Origin of the sequence: Muriicola soli (genome assembly GCF_004139715.1) — a bacterium.
Lineage (GTDB): Bacteria > Bacteroidota > Bacteroidia > Flavobacteriales > Flavobacteriaceae > Muriicola > Muriicola soli.
Genome location: NZ_CP035544.1, coordinates 1,005,179 through 1,021,824 on the forward strand (window position 1 = coordinate 1,005,179; position 16,646 = coordinate 1,021,824).

13 protein-coding genes are annotated in these 16,646 nt (G+C 42.8%); 8 read left to right on the plus strand and 5 right to left on the minus strand.

Annotated elements, in window-relative coordinates:
- Positions 1–11 precede the first annotated feature (11 nt).
- From EQY75_RS04440 to tsaD, 3 genes are all read right to left on the minus strand, one after another.
- Positions 12–719 carry a 16S rRNA (uracil(1498)-N(3))-methyltransferase gene (locus tag EQY75_RS04440; protein WP_129603227.1) on the minus strand — a complete coding sequence of 236 codons (708 nt, stop codon included), beginning with the start codon at positions 717–719 and terminating at the stop codon, positions 12–14.
- A 14-nt stretch (positions 720–733) separates the two neighbouring features.
- Positions 734–1,078 carry a TfoX/Sxy family protein gene (locus EQY75_RS04445; RefSeq protein WP_129603229.1) on the minus strand — a complete coding sequence of 115 codons (345 nt, stop codon included), beginning with the start codon at positions 1,076–1,078 and terminating at the stop codon, positions 734–736.
- A 75-nt stretch (positions 1,079–1,153) separates the two neighbouring features.
- Positions 1,154–2,179 carry a tRNA (adenosine(37)-N6)-threonylcarbamoyltransferase complex transferase subunit TsaD gene (gene tsaD / locus EQY75_RS04450; RefSeq protein ID WP_129603231.1) on the minus strand — a complete coding sequence of 342 codons (1,026 nt, stop codon included), beginning with the start codon at positions 2,177–2,179 and terminating at the stop codon, positions 1,154–1,156.
- A 136-nt stretch (positions 2,180–2,315) separates the two neighbouring features.
- Here tsaD and EQY75_RS04455 point away from each other — a divergent pair, with 136 nt between their 5' ends.
- The 4 genes from EQY75_RS04455 to EQY75_RS04470 all read left to right on the plus strand — a co-directional run bounded on the left by EQY75_RS04455 (position 2,316) and on the right by EQY75_RS04470 (position 9,782).
- Positions 2,316–6,701 (plus strand): translocation/assembly module TamB domain-containing protein, encoded by a 4,386-nt coding sequence (locus tag EQY75_RS04455; RefSeq protein ID WP_246020002.1) that lies wholly within the window; start codon positions 2,316–2,318, stop codon positions 6,699–6,701.
- 146 nt (positions 6,702–6,847) lie between these two features.
- Positions 6,848–7,837, plus strand: coding sequence for a 6-phosphofructokinase (gene pfkA / locus EQY75_RS04460; RefSeq protein ID WP_129603235.1), 990 nt, complete (start codon positions 6,848–6,850; stop codon positions 7,835–7,837).
- Between the two features lie 10 nt (positions 7,838–7,847).
- Entirely contained in the window at positions 7,848–8,849 is a 1,002-nt protein-coding gene (gene gap / locus EQY75_RS04465; protein ID WP_129603237.1) for a type I glyceraldehyde-3-phosphate dehydrogenase, read from the plus strand.
- Between the two features lie 81 nt (positions 8,850–8,930).
- Complete coding sequence (locus EQY75_RS04470; RefSeq protein WP_129603239.1) at positions 8,931–9,782, plus strand: N-acetylglucosamine kinase; 852 nt, start codon at positions 8,931–8,933, stop codon at positions 9,780–9,782.
- On the opposite strand, the gene EQY75_RS04475 is transcribed toward EQY75_RS04470, so the two are convergent.
- A complete protein-coding gene (locus tag EQY75_RS04475) occupies positions 9,775–10,161 on the minus strand; it encodes a RidA family protein (RefSeq protein WP_129603242.1) in 387 nt (128 codons plus the stop codon). The genes EQY75_RS04470 and EQY75_RS04475 overlap by 8 nt on opposite strands.
- 18 nt (positions 10,162–10,179) lie before the next feature.
- Positions 10,180–12,831 (minus strand): putative LPS assembly protein LptD, encoded by a 2,652-nt coding sequence (locus EQY75_RS04480; RefSeq protein ID WP_246020004.1) that lies wholly within the window; start codon positions 12,829–12,831, stop codon positions 10,180–10,182.
- Between the two features lie 188 nt (positions 12,832–13,019).
- Here EQY75_RS04480 and EQY75_RS14550 point away from each other — a divergent pair, with 188 nt between their 5' ends.
- From EQY75_RS14550 to EQY75_RS04495, 4 genes are read left to right on the plus strand one after another with little or no spacing between them, the layout of a single operon-like run.
- Positions 13,020–13,196 carry a hypothetical protein gene (locus EQY75_RS14550; RefSeq protein ID WP_425462151.1) on the plus strand — a complete coding sequence of 59 codons (177 nt, stop codon included), beginning with the start codon at positions 13,020–13,022 and terminating at the stop codon, positions 13,194–13,196.
- The gene (locus EQY75_RS04485) at positions 13,181–14,284 is read left to right on the plus strand and encodes an N-acetylmuramoyl-L-alanine amidase family protein (RefSeq protein WP_425462152.1); all 1,104 of its coding nucleotides are present in this window, start codon (positions 13,181–13,183) and stop codon (positions 14,282–14,284) included. The genes EQY75_RS14550 and EQY75_RS04485 overlap by 16 nt, the downstream gene beginning before the upstream one ends.
- A gap of 54 nt (positions 14,285–14,338) precedes the next feature.
- Complete coding sequence (locus EQY75_RS04490) at positions 14,339–15,301, plus strand: MlaD family protein (protein WP_129603246.1); 963 nt, start codon at positions 14,339–14,341, stop codon at positions 15,299–15,301.
- A 3-nt stretch (positions 15,302–15,304) separates the two neighbouring features.
- Positions 15,305–16,633 (plus strand): 4Fe-4S dicluster domain-containing protein, encoded by a 1,329-nt coding sequence (locus EQY75_RS04495; protein WP_129603248.1) that lies wholly within the window; start codon positions 15,305–15,307, stop codon positions 16,631–16,633.
- Positions 16,634–16,646: the final 13 nt, after the last annotated feature.

The following is a 16,646-nucleotide window of genomic DNA, read 5'->3' on the forward strand; positions in this document are numbered from 1 at the left end:
GATTTTTCATTTTATCTGCTGTTAAAAACGGCAACTGCGGTGCAGGCGTAAAGTGCGGCGGTTTCAGTTCGCAATCTGCTTTCACCTAATGAAACGGATAAGAATCCCTTTTCATAAGCGAGATCCACCTCATTTTCTGTGAAGTCGCCTTCCGGTCCTATAAGGATAGTTATGCGTTTGTCAGGGGCAATTCGTCGCTTGAGCTCCACCTTTTCTTCTTTATGGCAATGCGCAATAAAGCGTATGCCCTGATGTTCTTTTTCGAGGAATTCTTTCATGCTAACCGCCGGGTTTAGAACAGGAAGATAGCATCTCTGGGACTGTTTCATGGCTCCCTGAATCACCTTTTGTAAACGCTCCATCTTTAGCGTCTTCCTTTCAGATCGTTCACAAATAATAGGAGTGATCTCATTGATCCCGATCTCGGTGGCCTTCTCCAAAAACCATTCAAACCGGTCATTACTTTTTGTAGGGGCAACTGCCATATGCAAATAATGCATTTTAGGGTGCCTTTTTTCAGCAGAGACCACAGTAGCTGTTGTATTCTTGGGGTCGGTATTATCCAGAGCGGCTACAAATATCCAGCCTTTGCCGTTGGTTACATGGAAATGATCCCCCTTCTTTTTGCGCAACACTTTTAAAAGGTGCCTGCCCTCATCCGGACTTAAGGAGAAAGTTTTTGATGATTCGGTAATTTCCGGATTGAAAAATAATTGCATAAGCGTATGTTGTATCAAGATTTTAATTTTACTCTGGCGTGTTCAATTCCAAGGGCAATATATCGATGAAGTTCTTTTTCACTTTGGAGGCCTTCCTGGGAAACATAGATAAATTCTTTCATTGGCTTTTTTGTGAAATCCATGGGTCGCACATGATTCATTTTGAGCATCTCCTCCATTTTCTCTTCAACAACCCTAACCGCCAATTCTTCTCCAATAATACCGATGGTCATCTTACCCCTCAAAAGAAATGCGAGTCCACCAAACATCTTCTTCTCTGTTAGATCAGATTGCAAACTTGCGGGGTAGGATAACAATGCTTTCCGAATTCTTTCAGCCAACACAGCGTCAAAGGGCATTTAAAGCAATTTTAGACAAACAATACAACTTAAATATAGCGTATTTTCCCTAACACAAATGATTTACATCTACTCTCAGGGGATGACGTATCTCGGCTTAGCCGAGATGCTCTGGTCACTAAATATTTCTTCGCGATACTTCAGGTAACCCACAATTCCAATCATGGCGGCATTGTCTGTACAGTATTCGAATTTTGGGATATAGGTTGTCCAACCTAATTCACTTTCAGCATTTTTCAGTGCTTTTCGGATGCCGGAATTTGCCGAAACCCCACCTCCGATGGCAATTTGTTTAATTCCGGTCTCTTTTACCGCCTTTTTTAATTTACTCATCAAAATTTCGATGATGGTATATTGGATGGAGGCACAGATGTCCTCTTTATGCTCCTCAATGAAATTGGGATTTTTTGCCGTTTCTCTTTGAATAAAGTATAAAATACTGGTTTTTAATCCACTAAAACTAAAATCAAGACCTTTCACTTTAGGCTTGGGGAAGGGAAAGGCATGGGCATTGCCATTTTGAGCTAATTTATCTACCAGGGGTCCGCCAGGGTAAGGTAATCCGATAATCTTGGCTGTTTTATCAAAGGCTTCTCCTACTGCATCATCGAGGGTTTCTCCCAAAATCTCCATATCAAAATAGTCCCTGACCAATACAATCTGGGTATGTCCGCCGCTTATGGTTAAGGCCAAAAATGGAAAGCCCGGCGAATTAAAGTCTTCTTCCTTGATAAAATGGGCAAGGATATGGGCCTGCATGTGGTTTACCTCTATCAGTGGAATTTGCAATCCCAGCGCCATGGATTTGGCAAAGGAAGTACCTACAAGAAGAGAACCCATCAAGCCCGGTCCTCTGGTAAAAGCTATGGCTGATAGCTGATTTTTATCGATCTTTGCTTTAGCCAGGGCCTGGTGGATTACAGGGACAATATTTTGCTGGTGTGCCCTTGATGCTAATTCCGGAACCACACCGCCGTATTCTTCGTGAATCTTCTGTGTGGCTACAACATTGCTCAAGGTAATATCATTTTGCATTACGGCAGCTGAAGTGTCGTCACAAGAAGATTCTATGGCCAGTATATAGATATTTTGATTTTTCACCTAGCTTTGGAATAATTATTGGTCGCACAAAGGTAAATCATATCGTCCTATCAAAAAACTAAGAAAAATAGGGATTAGGATACTGCTAGCAGTATTGCTGGTCTTGGTTTTAAGCTCCATAATTCTTTCTTTACCGGTGGTCCAGACCAACCTGGCAAAGTATGCAACCAACTCCATTAACGAGGAATTTGGGACCAATATCAATATAGATCGGCTGCGTGTATCTCTTATTTCCTGGGATACGGCCCTGGAAGGTATTTTTATTCAGGACTATCAACAGGATACCTTAATCTATATTGAAGAATTAAATACCTCTGTTTTAAGCATCCGGAACCTCATGGCCGGTAGCCTTGAATTCGGCGCTATAGAAATAGACGGACTCAATTTTAAGCTTAAAAAATATGAAGGGGAGACCAGTACAAATCTCGATATCTTCGTCGCCAAATTGGACAGCAATAAGCCAAGAACCCCGGGTAACCCACCTTTTTATCTTTCTTCTTCAGACATTGAAATACAAAACTCGGTCTTTCGGCTAATCGACGAAAATATCGAGAATTCAGAAACCTTAAATTTTAAAAATCTGAATCTCACCGCGCGGCAATTTCAGATCCTGGGCCCTGAAGTGACCACAGAGATCGAAGCTTTGTCATTTTTGAGCAAAAGGGGTATAGAACTCTCCAAACTGGGAACTTCGTTTACCTATACCACCCAACAGATGAGATTTGATTCCCTGAACATCACAACGCCAAATTCACAGCTTGTCGGAAATCTGGTTTTTGATTACAATAGGGAAGACTTTGCTGATTTCCTCAATAAAGTGAATCTCACGGCGAACTTTGTAGATTCTAAAGTGTCCCTGGATGATATCAACACTTTGAGTCAGCAATTCGGTACAGGCAAAGAGGTGTTATTTTCCGCATCGCTCAACGGGGTGCTCAACGACCTGAATGTCAATGAAGTGTTCCTTACCACTGAGAATACCGGAATCAGGGGAGATTTTAATTTTAAAAACTTATTTACTAAAAACAATCCTTTTGTCCTGGAGGCTGGGATCAAAAATATCACCACTAGTTATTACGAGCTTAGGTCGCTCATGCCCGAGGTATTGGGTGCATCTATTCCTTCCACCTTCTCCAAACTAGGTCAGTTTACGGTTCGCGGGGATGCGACTATCACCGAATCATCTGTTCAAACCAGAGTCAATATTAATAGTAGTATTGGGAGTAGCTACGTAGATCTTACCCTCACCGACGTGGACCAAATTGAAAACGCCCGATACAAAGGATTTGTGTCCCTAATCGATTTTGACCTGGGCCGATTTGTCAATGACGAAAAACTGGGACTGGCTTCCATGGATGTGAATGTGGAAGGCACAGGATTTGCTCAGGACAACCTCAATACGGAGGTGATCGGCCAGGTGTATTCCATAGAATTCAACAAATACAATTATCAGGATCTCAATGTTTCGGGTATTCTTAAAGATCAGTTATTCGATGGTTCACTAGTGGTAAAGGACCCCAACTTTAATCTTGATTTTAAAGGGCTGGCCGACTTTGGTGGCGCTGTGAATAATTTCAACTTTGATGCTTCAGTGGCCTATGCTGACCTTAAAAAACTAAATTTTATCAGGGACAGCGTTTCCATTTTTAAGGGCGATGTAAAAATGGATATCTCCGGAAGTAATCTCGATGATGTAGTAGGTAACATTTCCTTTTCAAATACCAATTACCAAAACATAAACAATACCTATTTCTTTGAGGATTTCAAGGTAACTTCTTCGTTTGGCCAGGATAGTATCAGAACGGTTGAAATTAATTCTCCGGATATCATTACCGGATTTATGCGGGGTAGGTTTAAAGTGAACGAGCTCGAAAAACTAATCCGGAATTCCATCGGGAGCATCTACACAAATTACAAGCCTTTCGATATATCAGAAGGACAGATACTCGATTTTAATTTTAAAATCTACAACAAGATTGTCGATGTGTTTTTTCCTCAGGTTGCCTTTGATCCCAACACATTTATCAGAGGGAACATCGTTGCGGATGAGGGCGACTTTAAACTCAATTTTAAATCGCCCAGGATATCGGCTTTTGAGAATGTCTTTGATAGTATCGATGTAAAAATCGACAACAAAAATCCGCTCTTTAACACTTATGTCTCGGTATCTGATGTCAAATCGGTATACTACGATCTCAAGGACTTTAATCTCATCAACACAACCCTCTCTGACACACTCTTTTTCCGAACAGAATTCAAAGGCGGGAGGGAATTTAACGACAGTTATAACCTTAACTTTTATCACACTTTTAATGCGCAGAATCGTTCGGTTATTGGTCTGAAACGTTCGGATGTCAATTTTAAGGGAAATACATGGGTTTTAAATAAAGATGGTGATCGGAAGAACAAAGTGATTATCAGCAGATCGCTAGACAGCATCCAGATTGAGGAGATCGTCATGAATAATGATAACCGGGAACAGATCAGGCTGCGAGGTGAACTGGCAGATTCTACCTATAAAGATCTTCAACTCGATTTTAAAATTGTCTCCTTAAATAAGATCACCCCGAGTATCGACAGCCTGAAACTGCAGGGGGAAATCAATGGCACCTTGAATATTCTTCAGAAAGATGATATTTATCTGCCCTCCTGTAACCTGCAAATTTCAGATTTCGGGGTTAATGATATCGCGCTAGGGGAGTTGAGTATTGGTATCGTAGGGAACAGGGATCTTACCGAATATGTCGTAAACTCTCAAATCTCAGATGACGGAGTTGAGAAATTCAGTCTTTTAGGAAATTTCAACAATAGAAATGATATTCCCGATGCTGATCTGATGGCCAACTTCAACAACTTCAGCCTGGAACCCTTCAGTCCTCTGGGAGAAGGAATTATCACCAATATCCGAGGAATGCTCAACGGTGCAGCCCAGATCAAAGGAGATCTTCGGAACCCAAATATTAGCGGACTTCTTAATCTCAACGATGCAGGAATCGCTATACCGTACCTGAACGTGGATTACAGTTTTGGCCCCAATTCACGAGTACGCTTGTACAACCAGACATTCGATTTTGAGAATATAGAGCTGACGGATGTCACCATGAATACATCAGCGGAACTCGACGGCACCATAAAACATCAATTCTGGGACGATTGGACACTGGATCTCGATGTCAATACCAATAACAACCGTTTCTTAATTCTCAATACGCCCTTTGAGGAGGAAGTACTGTATTACGGAACCGGCTATCTCAACGGAGAAGGAAGGATCTTTGGACCCACCAGGGCCTTAACAATTAAGGTATACGGCGAAACCGCTGAAGGTACTTCCCTGAAGATCCCATTGAGTGACGTTGCCTCAATAGGCGATTACTCCTTTATTAATTTTATTGAGAAAAAGGATCAGCAAACCTTTGAAATCGAGAAGACTCTGCAAGATTACGAAGGACTTGAACTGAATTTTGACCTGGATGTAACACCCGATGCCGAGGTGGAAATCGTGGTTGACCAGAAAACCGGATCCTCCCTGAAAGGAACAGGGGAGGGAATTCTACTGATTAGGATTAATACCAAAGGCACATTCAATATGTTTGGCGACTTTGTTGTGGTAACAGGAACCTACAATTATCGATTTGGTGGAGTAATAGACAAGTCGTTTACGGTGAAACCCGGGGGTAGCATCGTATGGGATGGAACTCCGCTCGCTGCCCAATTGAACATGGAAGCCGTCTATTCCCTGAACGCAAATCCGGCTCCCCTCCTTGATAATTCGGGGGTGACCAGGAGAATACCAACCGATGTTGTAGTTCAGCTCACCGGAGAGTTGGAAAGGCCTACCATAGACTTTAATATTGAATTTCCGGGCACGAGTTCCATTGTTCAGTCTGAACTGGAATACAAACTCCAGGATCCCACGGTTGAAGAGCGTAACGCCTTCTTCCTCCTTGCACAGGGTACCTTTGTAGATGAAGGGAGTGGTTTAAATCAGCAGGCGGTGACGGGGAATTTGATACAGACGGCCTCAGGCCTGGTGAATTCACTGCTGGGCGGGGGGAATGACAAGTTTGATTTTGGTTTTTCCTTAGAACAGAGCACCCTTGATGCGAGTCAGATAGAAACCGAAAACCGACTCGGGGTAACGGTGTCAACAAGAATTAGTGACAGGGTATTGTTCAACGGCCGTTTCGGAGTTCCTGTTGGCGGGGTAAGTGAAACTGTGGTTGCAGGGGATGTGGAAGTTCAGGTACTTTTAAACGAAGAAGGAACCTTAAGGGCAAAGATTTTTAATCGTGAAAACGAGATTCAGCAGTTCCTTGCCGATCAGACAGGCTACACCCAGGGAATTGGTTTGTCATACGAAGTGGATTTCAGTACTTTTAATGAACTTCTGCGAAAGGTATTTAAACCTAAAGAAAAAAGTGAAACTTCTAAATTAAAGGCAGAAAAATCAAAGGCGACCATGGGCAGGGATAGCCTTATTAAATTCTATCAAAAACCCAAGACGAATCTCTTGAAGAAGTAAGAGAGGTTTTGGAATATCTTTCAATTGGAAATTTGTCCAAGTATTTTTTAAACTACATCGTTTGATTAAGCACCCGGCAGCAATTTAGATGCCGCAAGGGCTATGTTTTCATAATTGTTTGTTACTTTTGAGATTCTTAAATTTCTATGGAAGCAAAAATTAAGAAAATAGCGGTTTTTACCTCAGGAGGTGATTCTCCGGGGATGAATGCAGCCATTAGATCTGTTGTTCGAACCTGCGCATACATGAAAATTGAGTGTGTCGGGATTTACAGGGGATATGAAGGAATGATCGAAGGAGATTTCCTTCCTATGAATGCGAGAAGCGTCAATCACATCATCAACAAAGGGGGTACTATTTTAAAGTCGGCCCGATGTGAGGAATTCAGAACCAAGGAAGGCAGGCAGAAAGCTTACGATCAACTCAAATCCGAAGGGGTAGATGCCATGGTCGTCATAGGGGGAGACGGTAGTTTTACCGGAGCCCTTTTATTCAATGAGGAATACAATATCCCGGTGATTGGCATTCCCGGAACTATTGATAACGATATTTTTGGTACCCGGTACACCCTTGGTTTTGATACGGCGATTAATACCGCTATGGAAGTGATAGATAAGATTCGCGATACGGCGAGTTCTCACCACCGTCTCTTCTTTGTTGAAGTGATGGGACGAGATGTAGGGCATATCGCCCTGAATGCAGGAGTAGGAGCAGGAGCTGAGGAAATCCTTATCCCCGAAGAAAATCTGGGCCTCGAGCGTCTGTTAGAATCCCTGAAAAAGAGTAAACTTACAGGAAAGTCATCTAGCATCGTTGTAGTAGCAGAAGGTGATACAACTACAGGGAAAAATGTCTTCCAACTCAAGGAATACGTAGAACAGCACTTACCCATCTACGACGTCCGTGTTTGTGTTTTAGGACACATGCAGCGAGGTGGTTCTCCAACATGTTTTGACCGTGTACTGGCAAGCAGAATGGGAGTAAAAGCTGTGGAAGCCTTGTTAGATGGAAAGACCAACCTTATGGTAGGTATCCTCGATGATGATATAGCCTTCACCCCAATAAGTGAGGCGATCAAAGGAAAAACAAAAATTAATAAGGAACTCATCAGAGTATCCGATATAATGAGTACATAAAAAAAAGAATATGGCAACATTAAAAGTAGGAATAAACGGATTTGGTAGAATTGGACGACTGGTCCTGAGATCTATCGTGAATAGAGACAACGTTGAGGTCGTTGCGATCAATGATCTTTTGGATGTAGAGCACTTAGCTTATCTCCTAAAGTACGATTCAGTACACGGAAGATTTGACGGGACGGTATCAGTAAAAGATGGACACCTTGTTGTTAACGGAAAGACTGTTAGGATCACTGCAGAACGAGATCCCAAGAATGTAAAATGGGACGCGGTAGGCGTTGACATAGTTGCGGAGTGTACAGGAATCTTTACAACCCTTGAAACAGCGCAGTACCATATTGACGGAGGAGCTAAAAAAGTAGTGATCTCTGCACCTTCTAAAGATGCCCCAATGTTCGTTATGGGAGTGAATCACAAGGACGTGAAGGCTACAGATAAAATCGTTTCCAATGCCTCCTGTACTACCAACTGTCTTGCGCCTTTGGCCAAGGTATTAAACGATTCTTTTGGAATTGAAGAAGCATTGATGACCACTGTACATGCAACTACGGCCACGCAACTTACAGTTGATGGCCCGTCTAAGAAAGATTACCGGGGCGGCCGAAGTGCTATGCTTAACATCATCCCTGCCTCAACTGGGGCAGCAAAAGCCGTGACCAAGGTGATCCCTGCCCTGGAAGGAAAACTAACCGGAATGGCATTTAGGGTGCCAACGGCAGACGTTTCTGTAGTTGACCTGACGGTTAAGGTTAAAAAGGAAACTTCCTATGAAGAGGTTAAGAAAGCCTTTAAAACAGCATCAGAAGGAGAACTAAAAGGAATTCTGGGATATACAGAAGAACTAGTTGTTTCTCAGGATTTCGTGGGTGATCCAAGGACGAGCATCTTTGATGCCGATGCGGGGATCGAATTGAACCCTACCTTCTTCAAGGTGGTATCCTGGTACGATAACGAAGCGGGATATTCTAATAAATTAGTAGACTTGGCGGAATATATCCACAAGCTCTAAGGGCCGAATTCAAAATCAATTAAATCCTTAGAATAGGTATATTTTGCTTATTTTAAGGATTTCTTTTTTAAGCGTAATTCCATGATATTAATAGTTGATAGCGGAGCGACAAAAGCCGACTGGATTGCCCTGGACAAAAATGGCGATGAGGTTTTCATGACTCAGACTCTGGGCCTTAGTCCGGAAGTACTCACCAGGGAGGTCATTGAAGACCGACTGGCAAATAATTTTGAGATTTCCAAGAGTAAAACCAAGGTTAAACGACTTTACTTTTACGGAGCAGGTTGCGGTACTAACCGTATGAAAAAATTTCTGCGCAACATTTTTAAATCATTTTTTACTAATGCCAAGATCGAAGTAAAGGAAGATACCTATGCGGCAATTTATTCCACTACCAAAATAGGGCATCAGGGGATCGTGTGCATCCTTGGGACCGGATCGAACTGCAGCTACTACGACGGACATCAATTATTTCAAAAGGTGATATCTCTTGGGTATATTCCCATGGATGACGGAAGCGGGAACTTTTTTGGCAGGAAACTGATCAGGGATTACTACTTCCACAAAATGCCTCAGGCTTTAGGTCTCAAATTCTCAAGTGAATACAACCTCGATCCGGATGTGATCAAGGAAAACCTGTACAAGCAACCTAATCCAAATACCTACCTGGCAACTTTTGCCCGTTTCCTGATCGAAAACAAGGAACATCCTTACTGTAAAGGAGTTATAGATAAAGGCTTGCAGCAGTTTGTGAATAATTACATCATGCAATTTGAGCTAGCCACCAAGGTGCCTGTACATTTTGTGGGCAGTATTGCTTATTTTCTTCGAGATGAATTAAAAGCGGTTCTCGAACGCAATGATCTGGTTCCCGGGGAAATCAGGCAACGGCCCATAGACGGTCTTGTTGAATTCCACAAGGCAACTATCTGATCGCGATCATTGAGATCTCTACATTGACAAATTTAGGAAGATTAGCTACTTCTACCGTTTCACGGGCCGGAGCTGAAGCTGCATCAAAATAAGAACCATATACTTCGTTAATTTCTGCGAACTGCTTCATATCCTTCACAAAAATTGAAGCTTTTACAACCTGATCGAAACCCATACTGGCTTTCTTGAGGATGGCCTCTAGGTTCTCCATACATTTTCTGGTTTCCTGCCTGATATCCCCTTCAATAAGGTCTCCTGTGTTTGGATCCATGGCGATCTGCCCTGAGATAAAAAGAGTGTGCCCTGCCAGTATAGCCTGACTGTAGGGACCGATCGGGGATGGGGCCTTGGAAGTGTGAATTACTTTTCTACTGCTCATTTGACATGTTATTTTTAATTACCTTCTGGGAGGCTGACTGCGGTTTTCCCATTTGAGATCCTGTAAAATAGAACTCTTTATGCCAATAAAGAAATACCAGCGCTCAAAATCCCCAAAAGGCGTCCAGTTAAACCGTAAATTAAAACTTTTAAGATCGCGTTCAAAACGCAACTGGGTTACCGTAAATCCTTGATTTTTAATATCATAACCAGAAGACACCCCCACCTTCCAGCGCGGAGACAATTCCACATTACCTGAAAACATCAGCGAATGGCTCGAGAATTCATTCTGGCGATTACTGTTGCTGTAATTAGCTGCATATTGAAGCCTAAGATCCCATGGGATTTTAGTCCTGTATCTCGGATTTTCAATATCATCGGGATCCCTGTTTTTAAAACTACTCTCGTTAAAATTGTCGGCAGCACCAAAGAGATCGTCCGTTCTTCCTCCACTTGCCGCAACATAATTCTGCCCTTCGTAAGGATCGTCTTCCGGCTCGTCCTCCTCTTTCTTAGCACCAAAATCCTTGCTGCTGATATTGTAGCTGATATTCATTCTTGCACTGGTAAGCCTTAACAAACTACCTCCGTTATTAACGTTTAATGTATTTATCCGCCGGCCGTTGTTGTCAATAGCATAGGGGTCCAGACTGGCACCAAAGTTTACAGACATTTTGTTTTTAAACAGATTGGTACCTCCACTCATGCTTACCGGACTTATTTTTAAGGAATCGGCTTCAAAGTTATATCCGGAGGAGAAATTGAGACTATTGAGTAGCTGGATCTTCTTTGGTTCAGTTGCTGTAGAATCCTTGTCCTTCACCTTTGCCTCGAGGGTATTTTGCAGGGAGAAGGTCAAAGCATTGGATTTACCCAATCGCGGAGCCCCGTAAATCGTATTCTGAAAACGGCTGTATTGCACAATATTCCCTGAAACCTCGTTGAGGTATTCATCGTAATATTGCTCAAAAGAAGGGGCGTAACCGTAACTCACCGTGGGCCTGAGAACGTGCCTGATAGCCTGGAATTTTTTTCCCTCTCCAAAAGTAAAAGTTCCGTACAGGGTGGTTCCCACACTTGCACTGAAGTTATATTGATTATAACGGTCGAATCCACTAATAGTATCAGTTACAACGGTTTGAGAATCCGGATCAAAACGCTGATCAAAGGTCTGAAGCGTCCAGATATCCTCATAACTTCCACCCATAGTTACGCTAAAATGCTTCGCAACTTTGAAATTCGTACTGATGGGTATCCGATGCCTGGCCCCAACTTTTGCATCGTCAAACATTTTGCCGGTCAGGAAGTCTTCGTCATCAGTTCGAATGCTATTCCTGGCATTGAGATCGTACTGGAAGTTAATATTTTGAATGGCTCCTTTTTTTATCCCCTCCAGGGGTGCAAAAGGGAAAACTCGTTCCATACTTGCTTGCAGGGTTGGCAGGGTAACGTCTACCACATTGGTATTGGTATTCTGATTATGGGTTGCCGTTAAACTCATATTGACCGAGGGATAGGCCGGGAAGGTTTTGGAATAAGAAATAGAGGACGACAGGTTGTTGGTCTGTGTCAGCGCTAAATTCTGTTGTAACAGGGAATTCCGATAATACTGGCTGCTTCCCAGGTTTACGGAAGCGGATAATCTTGAATTAGGATTTGCTTTGGGGTCTTGCGAATGGGAGATCTGAATATTGTAAATGGTCCCCCTGCTATAGTCGTCAAAGCCTTTCTGACTCACGATCTGATTTTCATATCTGAAATTAAAATTTCCCCTGTAACTATATCGTTTCGAATACACAGATTGTGCCCGGATTCCATAACTACCATTGGTATACAGATCACCTGTGAGGGTAAGGTCTACGTATTCATTAATGGGGACGTAATATCCCGCATTCTGGAGGAAATACCCACGGTTGGGGTCGTTGCCAAAGGTTGGCATCATTATCCCTGCTGTCCTGCCCACGGTAAGCGGGAAATAAGCGAATGGCAGTGCAATGGGGGTAGGTACGTCTACGATATACAGGTTGCTAAAACCCGCAATAACTTTTTTCTTGGGTACAAACTTTGCCTTTCTTACCCGGATGTAGTAATCGGGATCGATGGTATCCTTGGAAGTGGTAAGTTTTCCTTCGCTCAGAAAGTAAACCGAATCATTTTCCTTTTTGGTGCGTTCGGCGTAGACTTTCATGGCATCGCTCCCCAATTGTCCGAGACCAGCCTGCTGCTCGGTTCTCGAATTCCAGATCACCGCTTTTTGGGTGTCAAAATTAAAGCGGATGGAGTCGGGGATCACCACATTTTCCCCTTGTTTAAAATAGGGGAGTTGCGAATAATTCCCCACAGAATCTTTTAAGCGCCCGGCATAGACCTCATTCTTTATATAATCCAGGATGATGATTCCCGCTTTTAATTCGGTGTCCTGGTAATAGATTTCAGCCTCGTTGTAGAGATAGATTTTCTGATCTTTCTGGCTCAACTTCACATAATCTTTGGCCTTGTATTTGATGTTATCCAATAGGAGAGCAGGCTTTCTGGGAAGTGAATCGGGCAGAGCTGAATCGGTTTGAACCGTATCGCGAATAAGGGTTTGCGGAGGCAGTGGAGCCCTGATGCTATCCTGCACGGCTTTAATGGGCAGCGGTTTTGTTTGGTCCTCTTGTCCAAAAATCATTGTTGCAACCAAGAGAAACAAACCTGAGAAAAGAAAAAGCCGTTTGTTTGATTGCAAAGCTATATATCCTATTTTTGTAATGATATGGCTTGATATTTGGAAATCAAACTTACATATATTTTTTTTCTGCCAGTAGCAGATTACAATAAATTTAACCTGAGAAAAAGAAGTAAAATCCCCCGAATACCATGAATAAAAAATTGCTTTTCACAGCTGGTTTTTTTCTCATTTTTAGTATTCAGATAATCGCATCAAATCCGCTTCCTGAAGAAAGAGGGGATGACGGTTTCGTGGTGGTACTGGACGCAGGTCATGGGGTCACGACCCCGGCAACCTGGGTAATGGCTATATGGAGAAGAACATAGCCCTGAGTATCGTCCTGAAAATAGGGGAAGAACTCAAAAAGGTTCCGGGCATCAAAGTGGTCTATACCAGAGATGACGATTCTTTTGTAGATCTTTTTGTGCGAGGCGAAATCGCGAATAAGGCAGGAGCAGATCTTTTTGTATCCGTCCATTGTGATTCGCATACCTCTAATGCTCATGGGGCAGGTACTTTTGTTTTAGGGCTCCATGCTAATAAACAAAACTTCGAGATCGCAAAAAAGGAAAACTCGGTGATCTATCTCGAAGATAATTATGAAGCTCGCTATGCGAACTACGATATCAATTCACCTGAATCTGTAATTGGTCTTACCATTATGCAGGAAGAATTTTTAGACCAGAGCATTCTTCTGGCCAAACTCATTCAGGACAATTTTACCGGGCAGTTAAAGCGCAACGACCGGAAAGTAAAGCAGGCAGGATTTATCGTGCTGCATCAAACCTTCATGCCCAGTGTACTTATAGAAACGGGCTTCCTGACCAATAGAGACGAAGGCCGATATTTGAATTCATCAAAAGGACAGGCTGAGATGGGAAAAGCTATCGCCCAGGCCATCATAAAATATCAAAAGAGTATCCCGGATGAAGAAACCGTCATCTCTAATGGGCAGTTACCGCTGGAATCTACCGGTAAAGCAGAGGATCCGGATCTGAAGCAGGAGGAAATCCTCGAACTAAAAAAAGAGCCTGAAGCCGAAGTTGCGAAGGCAGAAGATACTTCCTCGGCTGATACCACTACATCAAAAGAAGCCCCTGCAGAAATAAAGGAAGATAAGCCAAAGGCGAGACAAATGGTGGGGAAAAGCGGAGTGCTTTTTAAGGTTCAGATAATGGCCACAGCTAAGGACCTTCCTCTTAATTCTCCCGAATTCAAAGGCTTGAACAAAATATCAAAGGAACCCATTAAAAACTTATTCCGTTACCTGTATGGTGAAACGGATACGTATATGGGCGCTAAATTATTAAAGTCTAATGCCGACATGAAAGGCTTTACCACCTCCTATATTGTAGCCTACAAAGGGGGGAAACGCATCGCTTTACAAGACGCCTTGAAATACGAAGATGAATAATAGGCCGACTTTCATTTTTATTCCTAATTTTGTTTGGAACCTAAATAAGTGTCTTTGAAACTATCACGGGAAATTAAGACGGGTATTATTGTTATCGGGGGAATTCTCCTTTTTATTCTGGGGTTCAGCTATCTGAAATCGAGTCCGCTTTTTGATGACAGCAAGATCTTTTATGCCGTATACGATAATATCGGGGGCTTGCAAACAGGAACCCAGGTATCAATTAATGGTTTTAGTGTTGGAAAGGTCAACGACATCAAGTTTAAAGACAATAGCGGGCAACTGGTCGTAACATTTACGGTGTCTAATAATTTTGAATTCTCTGAGAATAGCAAAGCCGAGTTGTACGATACAGGAATAATAGGCGGAAAGGGAATTCAGATAAAACCAGTTTTTGATGACGCCCCAATTGCTCAGTCCGGTGACACCCTCATGACAAATACGCGTCCGGGGCTTACCGAACTCGTGCAACAGAAATTAACTCCTTTACAATTGAAAGTTGAGGGGGCGGTCTCAAACGCCGATTCCCTGTTGATGAATGTCAATGATGTACTGGACGACAACACCAAGAAAAACCTTCGTGAGAGTATCCAGGGTTTAACTGTAGTTATCGAGAGTTTCCAGAAGAGCGCCGGGACCTTAAATGAAATTTTGGCATCGAACAAAATGCATATCGATAGTTCATTGAGTAATATCAATACCCTGACCACTAATTTTGCAAGTCTGTCAGACTCCCTGGCAGCGAATAATCTGGGTGCTACAGTCAGGAAATTAGAATCAACAATGAATAACCTCAATGCCGTATTGGGGAAAATTGAAAGTGGGGAAGGGACAATGGGTAAATTGATGAACGATGAGCAGTTGTATAAAAACCTCACAGAAGCTTCCAAAGAACTCGATCTACTCCTTCAGGATTTTCGTCTGAACCCCAAACGCTACGTCAACGTATCGGTTTTTGGTAAAAAACAGATCGAATATACCCTTCCGCAAAACGATCCTGCATCTAATGAAGAATAATTAATGGAATACCTTCCCAACATACTTTTTGGCATATTGCTCGTCATTGGAATCGGCTATTTTTCGAGGAATGTGAAAAAACTCAGAAGAAATATATTTCTGGGCAGAGATGCTGATCTTTCAGATAATAAGCCGCAGCGGTGGAAGAATATGGCCAGGATTGCCCTGGGACAATCCCAGATGGTGGTGCGTCCTATTGCCGGGATAATGCATATAATTGTTTACATCGGTTTTGTCATAATTAATATTGAGGTTCTGGAGATTATAATTGATGGCCTGCTTGGAACTCATCGGATTTTTGCATTTATGGGCGGATTCTACGATTTCCTCATCGCTTCCTTCGAGATCCTCGCCCTTTTGGTTATAGTGGCAGTAGTAGTTTTCTGGTTGAGAAGAAATGCTTTAAAGCTGGCTAGATTTGTAAAGCCGGAAATGAAAGGATGGCCAAAGAGCGATGCAAACTGGATCCTCTATATTGAACTCATTCTTATGGGCTTGTTCCTCACTATGAATGCTGCTGACTACCAATTACAGCAGATGGGTGTTGCCCATTATGAGGAGGCGGGAATGTTTCCTGTAAGTCAGTTTATTTTACCCGTATTTGAAGGTATGTCTGCCAGTAGCGTTATTCTGATTGAGCGGATTGCCTGGTGGCTGCATATCGCAGGCATCTTATTCTTCCTGAATTACCTGTATTATTCCAAGCATTTGCATATCCTGCTGGCATTTCCCAATACTTATTTTGGCAATTTAAAACCCAAAGGTGAATTTGCGAACAATGAAGCTGTAACAAAGGAAGTAAAGTTGATGATGGATCCCAATGCCGATCCTTTTGCCGCTCCTGCGGAAGACACTGCTCCCCCGGAGAAATTTGGAGCATCAGATGTGCAGGACTTAAAATGGGTTCAATTGCTGAGCGCATATACATGCACGGAATGCGGTCGATGTACCAGCGAGTGTCCGGCTAATCAGACCGGAAAGAAACTTTCTCCCCGCAAGATCATGATGGATACCAGGGACCGGCTGGAGGAAGTAGGGAAAAATATAGATAAAAACAAGGGCGAATTTGTAGACGATGGCAAACAGCTACTCGATGACTATATCAGTAGGGAAGAATTATGGGCATGTACCTCCTGTAACGCCTGTGTAGAAGCATGTCCGGTGAGCATAGATCCCTTGTCAATCATTATGAACATGCGGCAGTACCTGGTAATGGAGCAGTCGGCAGCACCGGCAGAATTAAATGCGATGATGGGGAATATAGAGAACAATGGGGCTCCGTGGCCTTTTAACCAGATGGATCGACTCAATTGGGCGGAAGAGGCCGGATAACAGAAAAACACCA